Source organism: Photobacterium andalusiense (assembly GCF_900185625.1).
Classification (GTDB): domain Bacteria; phylum Pseudomonadota; class Gammaproteobacteria; order Enterobacterales; family Vibrionaceae; genus Photobacterium; species Photobacterium aquimaris.
The window spans coordinates 283,341-305,112 of record NZ_FYAJ01000004.1 but is presented as its reverse complement, the minus strand read 5'-3'; the positions used below and the strand labels follow the sequence as shown (position 1 = coordinate 305,112).

Here is a 21,772-nt window from a genome sequence, read left to right as displayed (position 1 = left end):
ATGTCCTTACGCTGGCTGAACGTCAGCTACGCGCTTTTTATTAAAAATTGGATTAAGAATTAAATAGCTCACTGCACCACCTAAAACAGCATTGACTGGCACAACCCCAGGTAAATAATGTCCACAAGCTACACCAACAGCAACCGCCATGATGCCAGCCCAATTGACGTTTTTAAATTCAGCCGTTGCAAAATCTTTATAACGGCTACGATTCGCCATAAAATCTGCAATAATAACGCCACCAATAGGTGGAATAGCTAACGAAAGAAAGGTTAACCAGCCAACAAAGTTATTGTATAGCCACAAAGCAAACAGTGTTCCGATAACACCATTAACCATCGAAATATACTTACTTGGTAATCCGGTAATATTAGAAAAACCTAAACCTGAGGCATAGAGCGCATTATCGTTAGTGGTCCAAATATTTAACCCCAATACGATAATCGCAGGAATCAATAACCCCTGTGCAATCATTACTTCTGAAATATCTGCTTCGCCTGTTGCCGCCGCACCTGCTGCGCCAAAAATAAACATCAGTGAATTACCAATGAAAAATGCCACCATCGTCACTAACACAGCACCAGCCGGCTTTTTACCAAAGCGAACAAAGTCAGCCGTTAAGGTTCCGGCACTTACAAAAGATCCAACAACCATTGCTACTGCAACAGAGAAATCAATACTTACTTCAGGCTTTACTGCTTTGATTACACTCACGCCACCAATACTCTCAATAGCATCAAAAACAGAATATCCACCTAATAAAGCAATCGCAGGCACAGCAATGGCCGATAAAATCATTAACGCTGACATGCCAAAATAGACTGTCACTGTCATCAATAACCCCGATACCACGATTAATATATTAGTATCAATACCGGTCGCTTTATGAACAGGAATAGCAAACATCGCCACGCCAACACCAAACCAGCCCACTTGTGTGCCACCCAGCAATGCCGAAGGTAACCAAGAGCCTTTAACGCCAAAAGAAAAACGAGCAAGAAGATGTGTTGAAAGGCCGGTTGAAGCACCGATGTAACCTAGAAAAGAAGTATAAATACCGAGGATAAGGTTACCGATAATTACAGCAAGAAAGAAGTCATCAAAAGAAAGCCCAATACCTAACGCTCCGCCGGTCCACATACTGGCAGAAAAGAACGTTAATCCAAGCATAACCATGGTTAATGATACTATGCTTTTTCTTGCCGTCATTGGCACAGGACCAAGACTATAATTATTATCTGCCGCCATTTTTACCACCACAATCTAATACAAACATTAAAATTAAGCTCGATGCTATGGATAAACGGCGCGTATTATGATTGTAAAAATAAGATAGTCAATGATATAAAATAAAAGCAAACGTTAATATTTAACTTTACTAAAAATAAACCATAAATAACAATGAATTAAAAATCAAAAACAATAATAAACATTACATCTTGAAACAAATTAACACAACAATATGCTACTAATATCCCATTACAATCAGGCTATCAAACATAATACTAATAAAATCATATTAGGTTTATTGAAATAAAAAAAGGCACTCTGAGTGCCTTTTTTAAATCAATAACTAAAAGGTTAGATAATAATTTGAGCAAGCACATAACCAATACAACATGCTGAGATAACACCAATTAGACCCGGCATCATAAAGCTATGGTTAAAGTACCATTTACCAATTTTGGTGGTACCTGTTACATCAAAGTTTACAGTAGCAATGTCTGAGGGGTAATTAGGAATGAAGAAATAGCCGTATGTCGCAGGCATTAAACCAATTAACAACGCTGGGCTTAATCCCATTGCTAAACCAACAGGCAACATCATACGTGCCGTTGCTGCTTGTGAATTAACCACCACTGACACGGTGAATAACGCTAATGCAAACGTCCACGGATAGCCTTGTACCATTTCGGTAATACCCGATTTAAACGATGGCATCGCATATTGGAAGTAAGTATCACTCATCCAAGCAATACCAAAAATAGCGATTGCCGCTACCATACCCGATTTAAACACCACCCCTTCTGGCACTTTCTGCACATTAGTACGTGTCACTAACAAGATTAAGCCACCAAAACCAAGCATCATCATTTGAATAATTAATGACATCGAGATTGGCTTAGCATCACCAATAGTGCGAATTTCTGGCACCATTGCCACAATAACAATCGAGACTAACGCTACTACGAATAACATCACAGCGTGCATTGCCGAACGGGGTAATTGCTCATTTAATGACGTTTTAGTGGTATGAAGAATTTGATCTCGCCAAACGGGATCTTGTAAACGGCGTTGGTATTCAGGATCATCAGCCAGTTCTTTACCACGACGTAAGCTATACAACGATAACAACAAGGTTCCGCCTAACGTTGCCGGAATGGTCACCATTAAAATAGATAATAAGTGGATAGATTCATTGAGGCCTGATAATTGCGCGAGATAGTAGACCACTGCAGCTGAAATTGGACTTGCTGTTATCGCCAGTTGCGAGGCTACCGATGAAGCTGCCATTGGTCGTTCTGGACGTATGCCATTTTTAAGTGCAACATCACCAATGATAGGCATAATTGAATACACCGCATGGCCTGTACCTAGCATAAAGGTCATCACGTAAGTCACTAACGGACCCATAATCGTCACGCGTTTCGGGTTACTACGTAAAATACGCTCAGCAACCTGCAGCATGTATTTAAGACCACCAGCCGCTTCTAAAATCGACGCACAAGTGACAACGGCAAGAATAATCAGCATCACGGTGATCGGTGGTGAGGTTGGTGGCATACGGAAGATAAATACTTCCACCAACAGCCCTAATCCTGAAACAACACCTAATCCAATACCACCAAAACGGCTACCGGCATACAACACCAATAACAGGAATAAAAACTCCAAATACAACATGACTTATCTCCCTATATATCACTGATATTTTGGTTTCCAAAATACCTATCATAGGAAGTAAAATGCCTGTTACCTCAGATGCTCATATTGATAAATATCAAATCACTTAATAGCAATAATCGTCTTATATCACTTCTGAGAACCAGCACAACAAACCGCCACCACAACAAAACAACCCTGCTACCAATTGGATTTATTAAGGTTACACATTAATCACAAATAAATAACCAAATCAAAGTTATTGGCTATAACAACATCACAATGCTGATTTCCAATGCGTCATAGATAGTCATCAAAATGCATTTACGGAATTGTTATTCTCTAGCTGTTATAACGCTATTGATACAAATAAAGACCAATAAAAAAGGACAGCTCACTGGCTATCCTTTTTAGATAATTACGGTTTAATCGCGCTGATTTGAGCGTTATTTATCGGTATCAGTACCATCTTCAACAACGACACCATAATCTGGGCGGTTTTCTTTTGCTGTGGCTATCCATGCTGCACAAAATAACGTTAATCGTGCAAAGAAATAGAAGAAAGCCATTAAACCTATAATAGAGCCAAATGCCGCACCCGATGGTGAACTGGCTAATTTAGGTAATAGGAATGTCATCGCAAATTTAATCGCTTCAAAACCAATCGCGGCTAATAAAGTGCCTTGCATTAATGTTTTACGATTAAAGCGACGACGAGGCAACATCCAAAATATCCATAAAAACATCAGATAGTTAGCTAAAATCGAAATTGATAATGCAATGGTGGTTAATACTGGGCGTAACCAAGTAATGCCGCCCAACCCTAATGCATCAACAATCGTCGCTTGAGCAGAACCTGCAACAGAGGTTAATACTACCGTAAAAATCAATGCTGCTACCAAACCGGTTAAGCCAATCAAATCTTTACAATATTGCAATAAAATATGTTCTTTATCTTCTGGCTTACGTTCCCAAACATCACGGGTTTGAGCACGAACGGCTTCACGTAAATTGCCCATCCAGCTAATACCAGAATAAAAAGCAATCGCGAGACCACTTAACCCCACCGTTGTACGCTGGCTAATCGCCGTTTGTACCATCTGTTTAAGGGTATTGGCTAAGTTTGGATCAGTAACACCAGCAACAATTTTATCAATAATATTGGTCAACAATGTTTGGTTTGATGCCAATATAAAACCCGCGGCAGCAAATAACACCATTAAAATGGGGATCAGCGACAAAAATGAAAAATAGGTAATTGCTGCACCAAACTGACTGCCTAGACGATCGTTAAATCGATCAGCAGCTCGAATAAAATGGTCTATCGGTGGTAATGCTTTGATTGCATTCCCAACCACTGCTAATCCCGCTATTACTTTAGAAATTAACGTTGGTTTTTCAGAAGATGTGGTTTTGTTAGTCATAATTTTAGTGATGCGTCATAAAAATACTCAACAATATTAACAATGGATAAAAGTCAGCCATTTGATAATAACAAGTCACTAAATAGTGGTGACTTGGTTGATAATAGAGTTTAAAAATAAAAGGTTTGCCGATAGCAGCAAACCTTTTTATCATAATTTATGTTAGTGATACCACTACAGACTGAAGGTTAATTAAATAACCCTTTCAATAATTTATCTGCAGCATTTTTAATATTGTCATCTTTGGCTTTATCACCAAACAGTTTTTCTAAGCCACGGTTGATCTCTTTCTTAGCTTTACTCTCTAATACCGCATTATTTTTAAATAAATCTTTAATATTTAAACGATATTTAGGTTGCTGCCAATCACCACTAACATGGATAGGTACACTAATACCTTTAATTTCATCAAGCCCTTTACCACTGGCAACGACCTTAGTATTAATCATCAGATCAATACCTTCATCAACCAAATTAGTTTTACCTTGACCGCTAATCGCCAATAACGGTGAGGCTAATTGGAAATCATTGGTTGATGCAATACCATTACCTAAGCGTAAGGTTGTCGTTAAGGCTGAGAAATCTGTTTTCTTGGTGGTATCGGTTTTAGCTTCTGCTTGGCCTTTTAGTTTAGCCTTCGCATTACGTAACAGATCAGAAATATTAACCCCATATACCGTACCATCAGCAATATTTACTTTCACAGAGCCGGTGATATTGTGACGAATATTAGCTTCCGATAAACCACGACCACTCAGATCTGCAGTAATGTTTGCTTTACCAGCTAGTTGCTGATTATTCGCTACCGCTTTTAATAACGGTAAAATAGCCACATTGGTAATGGTATTTTTTAAACGATAACTAGGTAAAGCACTGTTTACATCAACTGATGCGCTACCGGTGATTTTACCATCATATAAATTCGCTTCAAAACGATTGATGGTTGCTACACCTTTCTTAATTGACGTAACAACTTTGACATTCGCAACATCAGCATTAGCGATTTTTAATTGCTTAATAGCAATCATGCCTGCAACGTTAATGTTTTTGAGTGCACTAAGATCAGGTTCAACCGTTGAAGGTTGATGAGTTACCGCAGCGGCTGATGTATCCCCGACTTCAGCTGCCGATTCAGCAGAATCTGACGTGGATTTTTTAGCCGGTAACCAACTGTCGATATCAATATTATCACTTGATAATGCAAAGCGAACATCAGGAATAGCCGCAGCTAAATATGAACCAGAACCCGATACCTTAGTACCATCAGCATTAATATCAAGCTTGCTCACTAACGCTAACTTTTGGTTAATATCATACGTTGCATCACTATTAACCACCACATTCATGGTTGAGCGCGGTAAGGCACTACCAGCTAAATCATTGGTCACTTTTAGCCCTTGCAGCGTAACGGTATTATGATCTGGCGACAGTTTTACTTTAGCACTACCGTGAGTATCAAAGCTTAAATTAGGTACTTGTCCGTTAACGGCAAAAGTAATATTAGACCATTGTCCAATCGTAAACTGATCCAATCCTAATTGCGCATTTTTAATCTCAGTCTTGCCATCATTCATGCTCATTTGAGCAGTAAATGCTTTTAGTTCAACATTTTTATAATCAGCAGCTAGATTAAGTTCAGTACTACCTTTGGCACTAAAAGACAATGCATTCACTTTACCTTGAATATCAAAAGTGGCTTTAGTCCATGTTTGTGGCTTAAAGTTACCAAGGGTAAAATTAATATGATTCAGTTGTGCCACAGTCTTGGTTTGGTCATTACGAATTTCAGCACTCGCATCAACCAGTTCAATCCCTGCAACAGCCACCTTCCACTGCGAATGTTTAGCCGTTTGCTGATTATCGTTAGCAGCTTTATCTGTCACAGCTTTGTCTGTTGTTGCGTTGTCAGCTACAGCTTTCTTGTCAGTTAAACCATCAAGGTTAGTCACACCATTTTTTAATGTTTGTACAAAAACATGTGCCCCTTCTAAACGCATATCGCCAATATCAAGTTGCTGTGACAATAAAGGTAAAACAGAGACAGATAAATCTGCTTGCTTAAATTGGACTAAATTAGGCTGTGCAAATCCGGTTGGGTTTCGAAATGCCGTTTCGCCAACACTTAAGCCTAATGTTGGGAAAAAGCGCCAACTGATATCACCTTTGATAACCAAATCACGTCCAGTCATCTTTTTAACTTGCTCTGTTAACAGTGGCTTAAACTGATTAGGGTTAACAAAGGTGACCAGTGCACCAATGCCAATCACGACTAATAAAATCAGCCCGAGTAAGATATAAAGTATTTTTTTCATTATGTCCTCGGCTATGCATATAACGCCACAATCAATCGGTCGTTATGCAAAAATAATTTGTTGAAGATTAACCTTAAAAATCAATGTTATTAAGACCATTAACTCCAAGATTAGTTCACCCCAAGCGTAATAGCTAAACAAAAGGCAACCCAAGGGCTGCCTTTAATAATATGTATGCGAGAATACACCTATTAGCGATTAAAGAAGATTAGCTTTGCTTGTCATCTTCATTAATACGGCTGGCCACTGCACCTTGCTGATTTTTATATTTAGCATCCACACGCTTATTATACGGCTTTTCTGCTGCACCAGATAAAGTCTCAAAGCTTAACGCACCAATTGGCATATGTGGACGCAATGCTAGAGGCAAACGACCCGAGTTATAAAACTCAAGTACAATACGTCCAGACCAACCTGGATCAATACGATGAGCCGTCACATGCACCATTAAGCCTAAACGTGCCAACGATGAACGTCCGTCAAGCCAACCTACGATATTATCAGGCAGTGTTACCGACTCATGCGTAACCGCTAAAGCTAATTGACCAGGATGAAGAAAAAAGGCTTCATTTTCTGCAACCACAATCTCATCACTCATGACTTTATCAAGTTGAGCGGCAACATCTTCTTTTTTACCTGACAGATCAATAAATGGTGCACCATGATCATTAAAGACGCGGAAATTATTACCAAGACTCACATCAATAGTTAAACCACTAATACAATCATCAGCTGGTCGTGGTTCAATAGTGATTTTTCCTTCATCAAGGTAAGCCCTGATATCTCTATCGCACAGTCTCATTTAAGCTCTCTCCTGCGTAATACGCACTCTATCCTATCAGTGCTCAGCACATGTGAGTGATATAATAAAACCCATCAATAATGGTTAATTTTAATTGATGGGTTAGCAACGGTTAACGGGGTATTCCCACCAATATAACCATAAAAATAAGGCTGACATATTGTCAGCCTTATTCATTTTAAATTATTACGAACGCAGCAATTTAGCGATATGTGCTTTTAACACATCGATTGCGATACGGTTCTTACCACCACGCGGAACAATAATATCCGCATATTGCTTTGATGGTTCAATAAACTGCATAAACATTGGACGTACCGTTTTTTGGTACTGAACCAACACTGACTCCATTGTACGGCCACGTTCTGCAACATCGCGTTGTAAACGACGTAGTAAACAGATATCAAGTGGCGTATCCATAAATACGCTAGCGTGCATGATATTACGTAAGCGAGGATCCGTTAACAATAAAATGCCTTCTAAAATGATCACTTTTTTCGGTGTCATTGTCGTGCTTTCTTGTAAACGAGTATGCTCACTGTAGCTATATTGTGGTACTTCTACTGCTTCACCTTTCATTAGCTGCTCAAGGTGATCACACAATAAATTATGATCAAGCGCATTAGGATGGTCGTAGTTAGTTTTAACACGATCTTCCATTGTTAGGTGACTTTGATCGTTATAGTAACAATCTTCCGTGATTACACCGATCTGATGATCGCCGACTTTTGCTTTTAACTCTTTATAAACTGTGCTGGCAATCAGACTTTTACCGGAAGCAGAAGCGCCTGCAATACCGATAATAACGCATTGGTGTGAAGTTTCAGACATATCAGAAAGTACCTATTAGACCACGTAGCAAGGCGAATATGGATAAATTAAACCCTCTGATTATAAGCAGTTGCTATGCCAGATACCAGCAAAAATGAGGCATCTGACATATCTGATTATAATCTCAGCGAATTTTGTCGAATCAATAACTACATTGTGCGAATAGTAATCTGCTCAGCTACAGTTTCACCCTGCCAATATAATCGGCTGGCAATATTTGCAGCTAACATAATGTATGCTGCTGCTTGTTCTGATTCAGGTGATGAAATAACCGTTGGTGTGCCATTATCGATATCCTCGCGAATTTTGATATCTAATGGTAATTGAGCTAATAATGGCACCGCATAATCTTGCGCCATTTTTGCTGCACCGCCAGTACCAAAAATATGCTCTTGATGACCACAATTGCTACAAATGTGGTAACTCATATTCTCAACAATACCCAGCACAGGTACATCAACCTTATTGAACATGCTGATACCTTTAATTGCATCGGCTAAAGCAAGGTCTTGTGGCGTAGTTACCACTATCGCACCCGTTACTGGAATTTGCTGCGACAAAGTTAATTGAATATCACCGGTACCTGGTGGCATATCAATCACTAAATAATCCAGATCCGGCCACCACGTTTCAGTGATAATTTGAGCCAGTGCTTTTGACGCCATCGGCCCACGCCAAATGGTTGCACTCTCAGCTGGTACCAAATAACCGACAGAGTTGGTATATAAACCATGCGCTTCAATCGGTGCCATCATTTTGCCATCAGGCGATTGTGGTTTTTGATCCATCGTGCCTAACATCATCGGCACTGACGGGCCATAAATATCAGCGTCTAATAAGCCAACTTTGGCACCTTGTTGTTGTAAACCCAAGGCTAAGTTAACCGAGGTTGTTGATTTACCTACGCCGCCTTTAGCAGAACTCACAACAATAATATTTTTAACACCACGAAGGGGCTGTTTATCAACAACCGCTAATGGCGCTACTCGACAACGGACATCAAAATTTAAGCCGTCATTGACAATGCCTTGCTGCTGTTGCTGTGCAATCCATTGACGCAATTGCTGAGCTAATTCGTTGGCTGCAAATGGGATCGTGATAATGATAACGCCCTCAGCCGAGACTGAAACAAAGTGAGGAACATCTGCCCATTCCGCACTTAACAGTGGGTGTTCAAACTGATTCAGCCATTGGCTGATATCACCAACACTGTCGAAATGGTTTGTCGTTGTTGCCATAAATTAGCGCTCCACATAAATGTCATAGCTTATGAGCAACATCTGCGTCACAGTATTCGTATACAAAACAACCAGTAACGTTGATGCTGCCGAGTAATACTTACCTCTTTTGCTTAATGCTACCACCAAAGTGTCCTTCCCGCCCGATTTCCCCGGCTCAAAAACAGATAAAACCGCATCGACGCTAGTCAATATGCTGTCCATCAGGTAGTATTTGCAGCTATGTTTTTTTACCCATCATGAGCGAAAGAAGTAATTATGGCTGCTAATCCAAGAAAAATTCTGGTGACCTGCGCCCTGCCGTACGCTAACGGTTCTATCCACTTAGGTCACATGCTAGAACATGTTCAAGCGGATATTTGGGTGCGCTATCAGCGCCTTCGTGGCAATGAAGTTCATTTTATCTGTGCAGATGACGCACACGGTACGCCAATCATGCTTAAGGCCCAGCAGATGGGTGTGGAACCTGAGCAAATGATTGCAGAAGTGAGCAAAGAGCACCAAGCTGACTTCGCCGGTTTCGATATTGACTTTAGTAATTACCACAGCACACATTCACCTGAAAACCGTGAACTTGCTTCTTTTGTTTACACGCAGTTAAAAGACAAAGGCTTTATTACTAGCCGTACTATTTCTCAGCTATTTGACCCTGAGAAAGAAATGTTCTTACCTGATCGCTTTGTAAAAGGTACCTGCCCTAAGTGTAAAGCAGAAGACCAATACGGCGATAACTGTGACAACTGTGGTGAAACTTACAGCCCAACAGATCTGATTAATCCAAAATCAGCAGTCTCTGGCGCAACACCTGTCATGAAAGATTCTGAGCACTTCTTCTTTGACTTGCCACAGTTTGAAGACATGCTAAAAGCATGGACTAAATCTGGCGCACTTCAAGATGAAACCGCTAACAAGATGCAAGAGTGGTTCGAGTCAGGCCTACAACAGTGGGATATTTCTCGTGATGCACCTTACTTTGGTTTTGAGATCCCGGGTGAACCTGGCAAATACTTCTACGTATGGCTAGACGCACCAATCGGCTACATGGGTTCATTTAAGAACCTTTGTGACAAGCGCGATGATCTTGATTTTGACGAGTTCTGGAACAAAGACAGCTCAACTGAGCTTTACCACTTTATCGGTAAAGACATTGTTTACTTCCACAGCCTATTCTGGCCTGCAATGCTAGATGGCGCTGGTTTCCGTAAGCCAAATAACGTGTTCGTACACGGTTACGTAACCGTAAATGGCGCGAAAATGTCGAAGTCAAAAGGCACCTTCATTAAGGCGGGTACTTACTTAAACCATCTTGATCCTGAATGCCTACGTTACTACTACGCAGCCAAACTAAACAACCGTATTGATGATCTAGACCTTAACCTTGAAGATTTCACCCAACGTGTAAACAGCGATGTTGTGAACAAGATTGTTAACCTAGCATCACGTAACGCTGGCTTTATTGCTAAGCGTTTTAACGGCATGTTATCTGAAAAGTTTGCCGAGCCTGAGCTTTACGCAGAATTCGTTGCCGCTGCAGCACGCATTGGCGATCTTTATGAAAATCGTGAATACAGCCGCGCTATTCGCGAAATTACTGCATTGGCTGATAAAGCTAACCAGTATGTTGACGAAAAAGCACCTTGGGTTGTTGCTAAACAAGAAGGTAAAGATCAAGAGCTACAAGAAATTTGTACTGTTGGTATCAACCTATTCCGCGTGTTAATGGCTTACCTAAAACCTGTAATGCCAAAACTTGCAGAGCGTACTGAAGGCTTCCTAAACGAAACACTAACTTGGGAAGGCATTGAAACACCATTAACAAACCATGAAGTAACTAAGTTCAAGGCATTGTTTAACCGTATCGATCCTGCTCACGTTGCTGCAATGGTTGAAGCATCAAAAGAAGAAGCTGCCGCTGATAAAGCTGCACTTGAAGCTGCTCAACCAGCTGTTAGCCCATTAGCAGCAGAGCCAATTGAAGCTGAAATCGAATTTGATGATTTCGCTAAAATTGACATGCGTATTGCTAAAATTGTTGCTTGTGAAGCAGTGCCAAAAGCAGACAAACTACTGAAATTCCAATTGGATATCGGTGGTGAAATGCGTCAAGTATTCTCTGGTATTAAGTCAGCTTACACACCAGAAGAGCTTGTTGGCAAGCTAACGGTAATGGTTGCTAACCTAAAACCACGTAAAATGAAATTTGGCATGTCAGAAGGTATGATCCTTGCTGCAGGCCCTGGTGGTAAAGATCTTTGGATCCTAGAGCCCCATGAAGGTGCTCAACCAGGTATGCGTGTAATGTAATTTACGCCATTTTAAATTTGAAATACCGATAACCTTGTTATCGGTATTTTTTTGCCTTTTTTTGATACATCTTCGCACCAATACCCACGATTAAGTCAACTTATTACCAAGTGTTAATGCATTGTTGAATATTGATCTAGCTCCGCTGCTAATTCAAACTTTAAAACTAAATATTCATCTCATATTCATAATTAGCGATCTTGATCGTTTTTACGGTTATCAATATCCCTTACATTAACGGCGTTAATTTACTTCTAAAACGACACATAAGAAGAAAAATTTAACCCTAAATATATTGGAACGATAAAAATCCCCCTCTTTTTATTTGATATGAAGGATTCATGATGACCTTAGGTATTGTAACGAACCTCGCCATATTTGTTGGCTTGATTGCATTTCTTTATCACATGCAAAACAAACACTATAGCTTTACTAAACGTGTATTTGCGGGCTTAGGTTTAGGTATCGCATTTGGCGCAGCACTGCAAATTTTTTATGGTTCTGGCTCTGAGGTCATCAAGACATCAATTGAATATTTTGACATTGTGGGTGTTGGTTATGTTCGCCTACTACAAATGATCATTATTCCATTAGTAATGGTGTCAATCATTTCAGCGATTTTAAAACTCAATGGCGGTACATCATTAGGTAAAATCAGTAGTTTAACTCTTGGAGTATTGATTGTTACCACCATGATTGCTGCTTGTGTGGGCATTTTAATGGCACAACTGTTTGGTCTTACTGCTGAAGGGTTAACCTCTGGTGCGGCTGAAATGGCACGTGCTAAGAGTCTAGAATCAACCCTTTCTAATGTTGAAGCAATGTCATTTGCTAAATTAATGATTGAGTTTATTCCAGCAAACCCATTCCTAGATATGACAGGTGCTCGCCGCACTTCAACTATCGCTGTGGTTATTTTCTCTATCTTTATCGGTCTATCTGCAACCGGCATTGCTAAGAAAAAACCTGAGATTTTCGCTCAATTTGAAAGCTTTATTAAAGTTGCGCAAACTATTGTTATGCGTATGGTAACCTTGGTTTTACGCTTGACACCATTTGGTGTACTAGCACTGATGACGAAGGTAATTTCAGGCTCAAACTACACTGATATCGTTAACCTTGCGAACTTTGTTTTTGCATCTTATGCAGCATTAATTCTAATGTTTATCATTCACTTAGCACTTGTTGCTATGGTAGGCATTAACCCACTGCGCCACCTTAAGAAAATCATTCCAGTATTAGCATTTGCGTTTACTTCACGCACCAGCGCAGGTTCTATTCCAATGAACGTGCAAACGCAAGAAAAATGCTTAGGTATTCCATCGGGTATCGCTAACTTTGCCGCTTCTTTTGGCTCAACCATTGGTCAAAACGGCTGTGCGGGTATCTACCCAGCAATGCTAGCAGTAATGATTGCACCCACTGTTGGTATTAACCCAATGGATATTGGCTTCCTATGTACTTTAGTCGCCATTATTACCGTCAGTTCTTTTGGTGTCGCGGGTATTGGTGGTGGTGCGACATTTGCGGCACTTATCGTTTTATCGGCAATGGATATGCCAGTCGCTCTTGCTGGTCTATTAATCTCGATTGAACCATTAATTGATATGGGTCGTACTGCACTTAACGTTTCAGGTTCAATTACCGCAGGCACGATCACCAGTAAAGTAATGGGCGAAACAGATATGACCATCTTTAACAGCGATGACGTTGTTAACCTTGATGGTGAAGAAGCGACAGCGTAAACCATATTAAATACCACTTTAAGGGAGGTGGATTGCCTCCCTTACTACTTTTTTAGGAATACATAATAGTATGAAAATTATCATCATTGGCGGTGAAGCCGCAGGCATGAGTGCCGCAGCAAAAGCAAAACGCATCAACCCTACCGCTGAAATTGTTGTTTATGAAGCTTCTGATGTTATTTCTTTCGGTGCTTGTGGATTACCTTATTACATTGGCGATGAATTTTCTGATCATAACTTTATGGCTGAATTTACACCGCAGCAATTTGCAGAAAAAGGCATTACAGTACTGACTCAACATCGTGTTACTGAGCTCAATACCGAGCAACAACAACTGACCGTAGTCCATCAAGGAGAAACTCACACTGTCGATTATGATCGCTTAATGATTGCCACTGGTGCCAAAGAAGTTTTGCCACCGATTGCAGGTCTTGAAAAGCAAGGGGTTTATTCTTTACGTCGCATGCAAGATGGTTTGAATATTAAAACCGCTCTTGCTGATCCACATTGTCAACATGTCACGATTATTGGTTCTGGTTTTATTGGTTTAGAAGTTGCTGAAGCGATGATCCATCAAGGTAAAACAGTACGTTTGATTGAACGCGCTGCCTGTTTAATTCCAGATGCGTTTGATATTGACATCAGTCAACATATTCAACCTGAACTTGAGCAAGCAGGAGTTAGCATTCACCTTAAAGAATCGGTGTGTGAAATTATTGGTGACGATCGTGTTACCAGCATCAAAACCGATCAAGCTATCTACTCGACTGACATGGTTATCTGCTGCACTGGTGTAAAACCTAATACTGATTTTATTGCCGCAACTGGCATTGAACGTTTAGCAAATGGCGCAATTGTGATTGATCAGCAAGGTCAAACCTCTATCGATAATATCTGGGCTGCAGGTGATTGTGCCACTATTTGGCATGCGCAGTTACAGCAACCGGTTTATATTCCACTGGCAACAGGTGCCAATAAAATGGGTCGCTTAGTTGGTGAAAATATCGCAGGAAAAAACCTCAGCTATGACGGTACATTGGGTACCAGTTGTGTCAAAGTATTGGGTTTAGAAGCAGGTCGTACCGGGCTTTCAGAACGCGAAGCTAAACAAGCAAATATTGATTACCGCACGGTTTATATCAGTGATAAATGCCACACTAATTACTGTGAAGGTCAATCTCCTCTTTATATAAAATTGATTTACCGCGCTGATAATAAACAATTACTGGGTGGTCAATTAATTGGTAATAAAGGTGCAGTACACCGCGTTGATGCACTTGCGGTTGCGATTAGTCTTGGTGCAACCACCGAGCAATTAGGCATGATGGATTTTGCTTATGCGCCACCTTTTGCTCGTACTTGGGATATTATGAACGTCGCAGGTAACGTCGCTAAATAATACCATTGGTATTTTCGCTTCTATTCGTTTAAGCCACGTATGAGTGATTTTTTCACTTGCGTGGCTTAATTATTCTAATTATCACCACCAACTATCAATCATAGTTATTCATTCACACCAACCTAACTTATCGAAAATTCCGACAAAACACCTCGTAAAAATAATAATCAACTAACTAATTATGATTTTAAAATGTCACTTTTGTTAAAATACAGTTAAAAACCAGCATATGAAACATGAAATCAGTATAAAATTTGTGAGTTGACGCATATTTTAGCTATTAATAATTATTATTACTTCACGTTAACAGTCGAATAACTGCTACTCTCCGAATGCACTCTGATTACCGAAGGACAGAGTGAATAAACATAAGGATAAGTTTTAATGACCACAGAAAAGAAAAAAATGTCACTCACCAGCCGCGTTATTCTTGGCATGGTATTAGGTATTCTGACAGGATTTATGATCCGTTCCCTTTTTGCTGATATCGCTTTTATTCATGACTATATCGTAAATGGCCTGTTTGATGTCGGTGGTAAAATCTTTATTGCCAGTTTAAAGATGTTGGTTGTTCCTCTGGTTTTTGTATCACTGGTTTGTGGTACTAGCTCATTAAAAGATTTAGCAACATTGGGTCGTTTAGGCGGTAAAACCCTTGCGTTTTATCTAACAACAACGGCCTTAGCAATTACGCTTGCATTAACAATGGCAAATATCTTTCAGCCAGGTGCAGGTGCCGATTTAAGTGCAGCAACAACCTTTGCCTCAAAAGAAGCGCCATCATTAGGTAGCGTTATTGTGGGTATGTTCCCAACTAACCCAATCAGTGCAATGGCAAGTGGTAACACCCTGCAGATTATTGTGTTTGCGGTATTATTTGGTATCGCTATCAGTGCTGCGGGTAAACCGGGTGAACGTCTAGCAGCCGTATTTGCTGATTTAAATGAAGTGATCATGAAGTTAGTAGCATTATTGATGAACATTGCACCATTTGGTGTGTTCTTCTTAATGGCTAAGCTGTTTACAGGATTAGGTCTTGACGCTATTTATAGCTTAATTAACTACTTCCTAGTATTAGTTGCTGCTCTATTACTCCATGCATTAGTTACTTACAGCGTGATGCTAAAAGCCTTTACTGGTTTAAGCCCACTTACATTTTTCAAGAAAATGGAAGATGCGGTAATGTTTGCCTTCTCAACCGCATCATCAAACGCAACCATTCCTGTCACCATGGAAACAGCAACTAAGCGTTTAGGTGTAAACAATAAAATTGCGTCATTTACTGTTCCACTAGGTGCAACCATTAACATGGACGGCACTGCAATTATGCAAGGTGTGGCAACGGTATTTATTGCGCAGGCGTTTAATATCGACTTAACCATGACCGATTACCTAATGGTTATTCTAACTGCAACGTTAGCATCAGTCGGTACAGCAGGTGTCCCTGGTGTTGGTCTAATTATGCTAGCGATGGTGCTTAACCAAGTTGGCCTACCTGTTGAAGGTATCGCATTAATCATGGGTGTTGACCGTCTACTTGATATGGTACGTACTGCGGTGAACATTACCGGTGATAGTGTCGTAACCTGTATTGTTGCTAAATCTGAAGGTGAAATGGATGTTGAGCGTTTCAATGATCCACTAGCTGCAACTGAAGATGAAGTTGTTCGCTTTCACCCTCTGCCACAACAACAGAAATCATAACAGCAAGTAAAAACTTGCGAACACAACATAATTCAAGGGCACTTAATGTGCCCTTTTTTAGGTTTGGGAAATAGGATTATAGAGACGAGGAACAGCGATTTCCTGACTAATGGTTGTGCTTCAGATATAAAAAAACCGCCTCAATAGACGGTATTTAACAGTATGGCTATTTATGCGTACTAGCTGCCATAGATAAATATCACATATAGATTTGCTATTTATCTTCACTCATACTTTTTACCAATTGTATCCCATGCCATTAAACTATTATTCAAACACTCATACGCATCAAATAAAAAGCAACCATCTTGATCGACAATTTTTGCTTTAATTTTTACACACTCGCCATTTTGTGGGGTAATAAAATAATGACCATCCAAGCGTTGAATTTTTGAAATTGTTTTTGTATTTATTGATACTATTTGAGTAACAATTAATTTAGCAAATTTTTCACTCCGGCTGCTCCTCAAATTTTGATGTTTAAGACGATTGGCAATATCAGAACATATAGTTAAACAATCATATTGGTTAATATCATTCTCTATAGTCTTAGCGGATACTTTTCCATCAAGACTACTAATCAAATAATCTTTGACCGACCAGCACCAAAGAAACGCTGATTCAATTTCATCCTGTACATGAGCGACTGGTTTAACTCCATTCACAACAAAACATTGATTATCAAAATCAACAAAACCATCAGGCCAAGTCAAGTTAGAAGACTTATCAATAAAACGAGCAACCTTCTGTTTAATGTTTCGTTCCAAGAGTGTTTCGTTATACATTCACATCTAGCCTTAAAAATATATGAGTAATAATTTTATGTGCGCAGCTTTTCCAACAGATCACTTTCATTGAGATTAGTTGTTTGATTTATTATTTTTAAAAGTATGCATCTAAAGCGAACCGATACGAGGTAACGTCCAGATACATGTAGTTATAAAAGCAATATTTCAATAGCAAACAAAAACTTTTAATAAAAAGGCTGTATTTAACATATAGCATCTAATCCGTACTATACGATCTCTATTCATATAAAAAGTATCGCTTAGGTCTTGTTTTGATAAGTTTTATTTAAAATAATTAGTCAAAACATGGTGTATTTAATTTATTGCTGATGTTAACAATAATAAAAATACTCCGTTGGCGATGTTTAACTGTCATAAGCCCTAAAAAGATAAAATTAACTCGACAACGCGCGGACAATAGATTCCCTATCGTGTTCGTAACCTCACTGTAGGGAATGACGGGGTTGGGTTTAGCATTCACAGTACAGAATGATGAGGTTGGGTTTGGCACTCATGGTGCGAATATTGATCTTTAGGCTTGGTATTCTCTGAGCCTAATATCCGTCATCTCGAAAGGGAGGCACGACCTATCCGTGATCTACTCACCACGTGATTGAGCTTTAAAGATGCCAGTGAAAATAGAAACCCTACAACGCGCGGACAATAGATTCCCTATCGCGTTCGTAATAACCTCACTGTAGGGAATGACAGGGTTAGGGTTAGCACACACGCTTTTCAACTCGGCTCTCACTACCTAAAGACTCGAAACTCCCCCTTTAAACCTTGCCACCTTTCCCCCATAAAAAAACCCAGCCTTTATGACTGGGTTCTTTAACTTATCACTACATCAGTAATTAACCGATGTGAGTAGCACCGCGCATGTACTTACGTAGTACTTCAGGGATCATAATACGGCCATCTGCTTCTTGGTTATTTTCAAGAATAGCAACCATAGTACGACCAACCGCTAAACCAGAACCGTTTAGTGTGTGTAGTAGCTCAGGCTTCTTCTCGCCTTTACGACGGAAACGCGCTTGCATACGACGTGCTTGGAAATCCCACATGTTTGAACATGAAGAAATTTCACGGTAAGTTTCTTGAGCAGGAACCCACACTTCTAAGTCGTAAGTTTTGCAAGAACCAAAGCCCATATCGCCAGTACAAAGTACTACTTTACGGTAAGGAAGCTCTAGTAGTTGTAGTACTTTCTCAGCGTGACCTGTTAGTTCTTCAAGTGCTGCCATTGAATCTTCTGGGCGAGTGATCTGAACTAGTTCAACTTTGTCGAACTGGTGCATACGAATAAGACCACGTGTATCACGACCGTAAGAACCCGCTTCTGAACGGAAACATGGTGTGTGAGCTGTCATCTTGATTGGCAAATCTGCTTCATCAGTGATGGTATCACGCATCATGTTAGTTACAGGAACTTCTGCTGTTGGAATTAATGAAAGAATGCGCGGCTCTTCATCATTCACTTTTTCAGTTAGTGGCTGGGTGTGGAATAGATCTTCACCAAACTTCGGTAATTGACCTGTACCAAATAGGCTGTCAGCGTTTACTAGGTACGGTACATACATTTCTGTGTAGCCGTGCTCTTCTGTGTGAAGATCTAGCATAAACTGTGCAATTGCGCGGTGTAGACGTGCAAATTGACCTTTCATTACGATGAAACGTGCGCCAGTGATTTTAACTGCGCTTGCGAAATCTAGGCCACCAGCCATTTCGCCAAGATCAACGTGATCTTTTACTTCAAAATCGTAAGCTTTTGGCTGACCCCAACGTAAAACTTCTACGTTCTCTGACTCATCTTTACCCGTTGGCACTGACTCATCAGCAATGTTTGGTAGCATTTGAGTGATAGTATCAAGTTGACCTTGAAGCTCTGCTAATGCTGCTTTCGCTTCATCAAGCTCAGAACCTAGGTTGCCAACTTCAGCCATAATACGTTCAGCTTCTGCGTGATCACCTTTCGCTTTTGCCTGACCAATCGACTTCGATCGCGAGTTACGCTGTGCTTGTAGCTCTTCTGTTTTTACTTGAAGAGACTTACGTTGCTCTTCTAAGTTGCGTAAAGTTTCTACATCAAGGTTAAAACCACGACGCGCGAGTTTTGCAGCTGTTTCATCCAGCTCAGTTCGAAGTAATTTAGAATCTAGCATGCTAATCCTGTGCTCTTAATAGTCTGAAATGCGCGTTATTTAGGCATTTCTTATTAAAATAGTTGTAGTTGGGAGGCAACCATAACAAATTGTTGCCAATCACTTAACGATACCCAAAAAGCCTTATTATTGGTAGCGCTTTAGCGGGCTTTTTGCATCTAAAGAAGCAAGATAATCCAACTTTTCCGATATTTTTATCTCTAAGCCCCGTTTTGAAGGCTGATAATAAACTCGATCACGAATTTCACGCGGTAAATACACTTCACCAGGCGCATAAGCACCCGGCTCATCATGAGCGTAACGGTAACCCTCACCATAACCCAATTCTTTCATCAGTTTGGTCGGCGCATTACGCAAATGTGGCGGTACTTCAAAATCAGGAAATTCACGCGCATCTGCTTTGGCAAGATTAAAGGCCACATACACTGCATTACTTTTAGCAGCGCAGGCTAAATACACAATCGCTTGCGCAATAGCACGTTCACCTTCATAAGCGCCAACACGGGTATAACAATCCCATGCCGACACAGCGACTTGCATTGCGCGTGGATCAGCATTACCAATATCTTCTGAGGCTATTGCTAATAATCGACGTGCAACATACAGCGGATCACAACCTGCTTGCAGCATACGCGCAAACCAATACAAAGCACCATCAGCATTAGAACCACGAATCGACTTATGTACCGCAGAGATCATGTCGTACCAAAGATCGCCTTTGTTATCAAACCGTGCCACTTTTTCACCCGTGACTTCTGCTAATAACTCTACCGTGATTTGTTTGATGCCCTGCTGATCTTCTTCAGCCATATCAATTAACTGTTCAAGATAATTAAGTGACATTCGTGCATCACCACGTACAAACTGCGCTAACTGCTGTTTTACTTCACCGACAAACTCAAAATCCGTTTCACTAATACCGCGTTCTTTATCTGTTAATGCTTGTTCAATCACTTCAAGAATTTCATCATCTTCAAGGGATTTTAACTTATACACTCGCGCGCGCGATAACAGAGCGTTATTGAGCTCAAATGATGGATTCTCAGTAGTGGCACCAATAAAGGTTACTGTTCCATCTTCAATATGCGGCAGAAATGCATCTTGCTGGCTTTTATTAAACCGATGCACCTCATCCACAAATAAAATAGTCCGTCGGCCTGCCATTTTATTGTCACGGGCTTTGTCTATTGCTGCTCGAATATCTTTAATACCGGAAGTAACCGCAGATACTCGCTCAACTTCGGCATTGGCGTAATGCGCGGCAACTTCGGCTAAGGTCGTTTTACCTGTGCCCGGTGGTCCCCACAGAATCATAGAATGTAATTGACCTGCTTTTAAAGCACGACGGAGTGGCTTACCTTCACCAAGAATATGTTGTTGACCTATGTATTCCTCGACGGTACGAGGTCGCATTCTTGCTGCCAAAGGTCTAAAATCCGAGGAAAAATCTAGGCTGAAATTACTCAATATAATGACTCCCCTAAGACAGAAAAAGGTGGCTTATTCGCCACCTTCTCATAATAATTAAATTCAATAACAATTAGTTACGTTGGTCATCTAGCTCCACACCTTTAGGCGGTGTAAAGGTAAATAAACTTGCAGCAGGCGTAGTACGTTTAAAATCACTTAAGACATATTTACTACGTTGACCATCTGTTTCAACTACCGAGAAATTACGTACCTGGCCAGTATTTGATACTGTAACCACAAACTTATCCATCGATGAGGTTTTATCTTTTGGTGTTAATGTAAATGTGTCGGCTAATTGCGCTACATTATACTTTGACCAATCACTGGCGCTATTACGAGTTAATAACACAAATGGCGTTTGCTCAGTGGCATCTTTAAGCCACATTGCTGTTACTTGCTCAACAAACGGACTGTAATACCAAACGGTTTTACCATCAGAAACTAATAAACTTTTATCTGGTGTTTCGGTTGCCCAACGGAATAAATTTGGACGCTTAATCGATAAATCACCAGTACCATTTACTAAAACTTCACCATCAGGACTGGTGACTTTTTGAGTAAAGTTAGCGCTAAATGCATTCACTTTATCGAGACGGCTGCTTAACGCTTGTTGTGGTGTTGCAGCCCATGCACTTGACGCAACCAACATTGGCGCAGCAACTAGCATGCTCATTACGAGTTTCTTCATCATATTCGCTAACCTCTTTGGT

15 protein-coding genes are annotated in these 21,772 nt (G+C 40.3%); 4 read left to right on the top strand and 11 right to left on the bottom strand.

The window, feature by feature from the left end; genetic code table 11:
* Window positions 1–6: 6 nt before the first annotated feature.
* The 7 genes from codB to apbC form a co-directional block, all read right to left on the bottom strand.
* The gene (codB, locus tag PAND9192_RS12260; protein ID WP_087820832.1) at window positions 7–1,248 is read right to left on the bottom strand and encodes a cytosine permease; all 1,242 of its coding nucleotides are present in this window, start codon (window positions 1,246–1,248) and stop codon (window positions 7–9) included.
* Between the two features lie 333 nt (window positions 1,249–1,581).
* Window positions 1,582–2,904: an anaerobic C4-dicarboxylate transporter gene (locus tag PAND9192_RS12255; RefSeq protein WP_087854044.1), complete on the bottom strand. Its 1,323-nt coding sequence runs from the start codon at window positions 2,902–2,904 to the stop codon at window positions 1,582–1,584.
* 425 nt (window positions 2,905–3,329) lie between these two features.
* Entirely contained in the window at window positions 3,330–4,307 is a 978-nt protein-coding gene (gene yhjD / locus PAND9192_RS12250; RefSeq protein WP_087854043.1) for an inner membrane protein YhjD, read from the bottom strand.
* A 188-nt stretch (window positions 4,308–4,495) separates the two neighbouring features.
* Entirely contained in the window at window positions 4,496–6,619 is a 2,124-nt protein-coding gene (locus tag PAND9192_RS12245; RefSeq protein ID WP_087854042.1) for an AsmA family protein, read from the bottom strand.
* A 208-nt stretch (window positions 6,620–6,827) separates the two neighbouring features.
* On the bottom strand, window positions 6,828–7,421 hold the full coding sequence (gene dcd / locus PAND9192_RS12240; protein ID WP_087854041.1) for a dCTP deaminase: 594 nt from the start codon (window positions 7,419–7,421) through the stop codon (window positions 6,828–6,830).
* Window positions 7,422–7,607: 186 nt separating this feature from the next.
* Complete coding sequence (gene udk / locus PAND9192_RS12235; RefSeq protein WP_060998220.1) at window positions 7,608–8,252, bottom strand: uridine kinase; 645 nt, start codon at window positions 8,250–8,252, stop codon at window positions 7,608–7,610.
* Between the two features lie 149 nt (window positions 8,253–8,401).
* Window positions 8,402–9,490, bottom strand: coding sequence for an iron-sulfur cluster carrier protein ApbC (gene apbC, locus PAND9192_RS12230; protein ID WP_087854040.1), 1,089 nt, complete (start codon window positions 9,488–9,490; stop codon window positions 8,402–8,404).
* A 258-nt stretch (window positions 9,491–9,748) separates the two neighbouring features.
* Here apbC and metG point away from each other — a divergent pair, with 258 nt between their 5' ends.
* The 4 genes from metG to PAND9192_RS12210 all read left to right on the top strand — a co-directional run bounded on the left by metG (window position 9,749) and on the right by PAND9192_RS12210 (window position 16,642).
* Window positions 9,749–11,794, top strand: coding sequence for a methionine--tRNA ligase (gene metG / locus PAND9192_RS12225; protein ID WP_087854039.1), 2,046 nt, complete (start codon window positions 9,749–9,751; stop codon window positions 11,792–11,794).
* A gap of 344 nt (window positions 11,795–12,138) precedes the next feature.
* Window positions 12,139–13,539, top strand: a complete 1,401-nt coding sequence (locus PAND9192_RS12220; RefSeq protein WP_087854038.1) for an L-cystine transporter — start codon at window positions 12,139–12,141, stop codon at window positions 13,537–13,539.
* A 70-nt stretch (window positions 13,540–13,609) separates the two neighbouring features.
* Window positions 13,610–14,938, top strand: coding sequence for a CoA-disulfide reductase (locus tag PAND9192_RS12215; protein ID WP_087854037.1), 1,329 nt, complete (start codon window positions 13,610–13,612; stop codon window positions 14,936–14,938).
* Between the two features lie 384 nt (window positions 14,939–15,322).
* On the top strand, window positions 15,323–16,642 hold the full coding sequence (locus tag PAND9192_RS12210) for a dicarboxylate/amino acid:cation symporter (protein WP_087854036.1): 1,320 nt from the start codon (window positions 15,323–15,325) through the stop codon (window positions 16,640–16,642).
* Between the two features lie 224 nt (window positions 16,643–16,866).
* Here the strand turns inward: PAND9192_RS12210 and PAND9192_RS12205 are convergent, their stop codons facing one another.
* The 4 genes from PAND9192_RS12205 to lolA form a co-directional block, all read right to left on the bottom strand.
* Window positions 16,867–17,427, bottom strand: coding sequence for a hypothetical protein (locus PAND9192_RS12205; RefSeq protein ID WP_087854035.1), 561 nt, complete (start codon window positions 17,425–17,427; stop codon window positions 16,867–16,869).
* An 857-nt stretch (window positions 17,428–18,284) separates the two neighbouring features.
* Window positions 18,285–19,592 carry a serine--tRNA ligase gene (serS, locus tag PAND9192_RS12200; RefSeq protein ID WP_087854034.1) on the bottom strand — a complete coding sequence of 436 codons (1,308 nt, stop codon included), beginning with the start codon at window positions 19,590–19,592 and terminating at the stop codon, window positions 18,285–18,287.
* A 126-nt stretch (window positions 19,593–19,718) separates the two neighbouring features.
* A complete protein-coding gene (locus PAND9192_RS12195; protein ID WP_060998211.1) occupies window positions 19,719–21,059 on the bottom strand; it encodes a replication-associated recombination protein A in 1,341 nt (446 codons plus the stop codon).
* Between the two features lie 73 nt (window positions 21,060–21,132).
* On the bottom strand, window positions 21,133–21,750 hold the full coding sequence (lolA, locus tag PAND9192_RS12190; RefSeq protein WP_200815518.1) for an outer membrane lipoprotein periplasmic chaperone LolA: 618 nt from the start codon (window positions 21,748–21,750) through the stop codon (window positions 21,133–21,135).
* Window positions 21,751–21,772 lie beyond the last annotated feature (22 nt).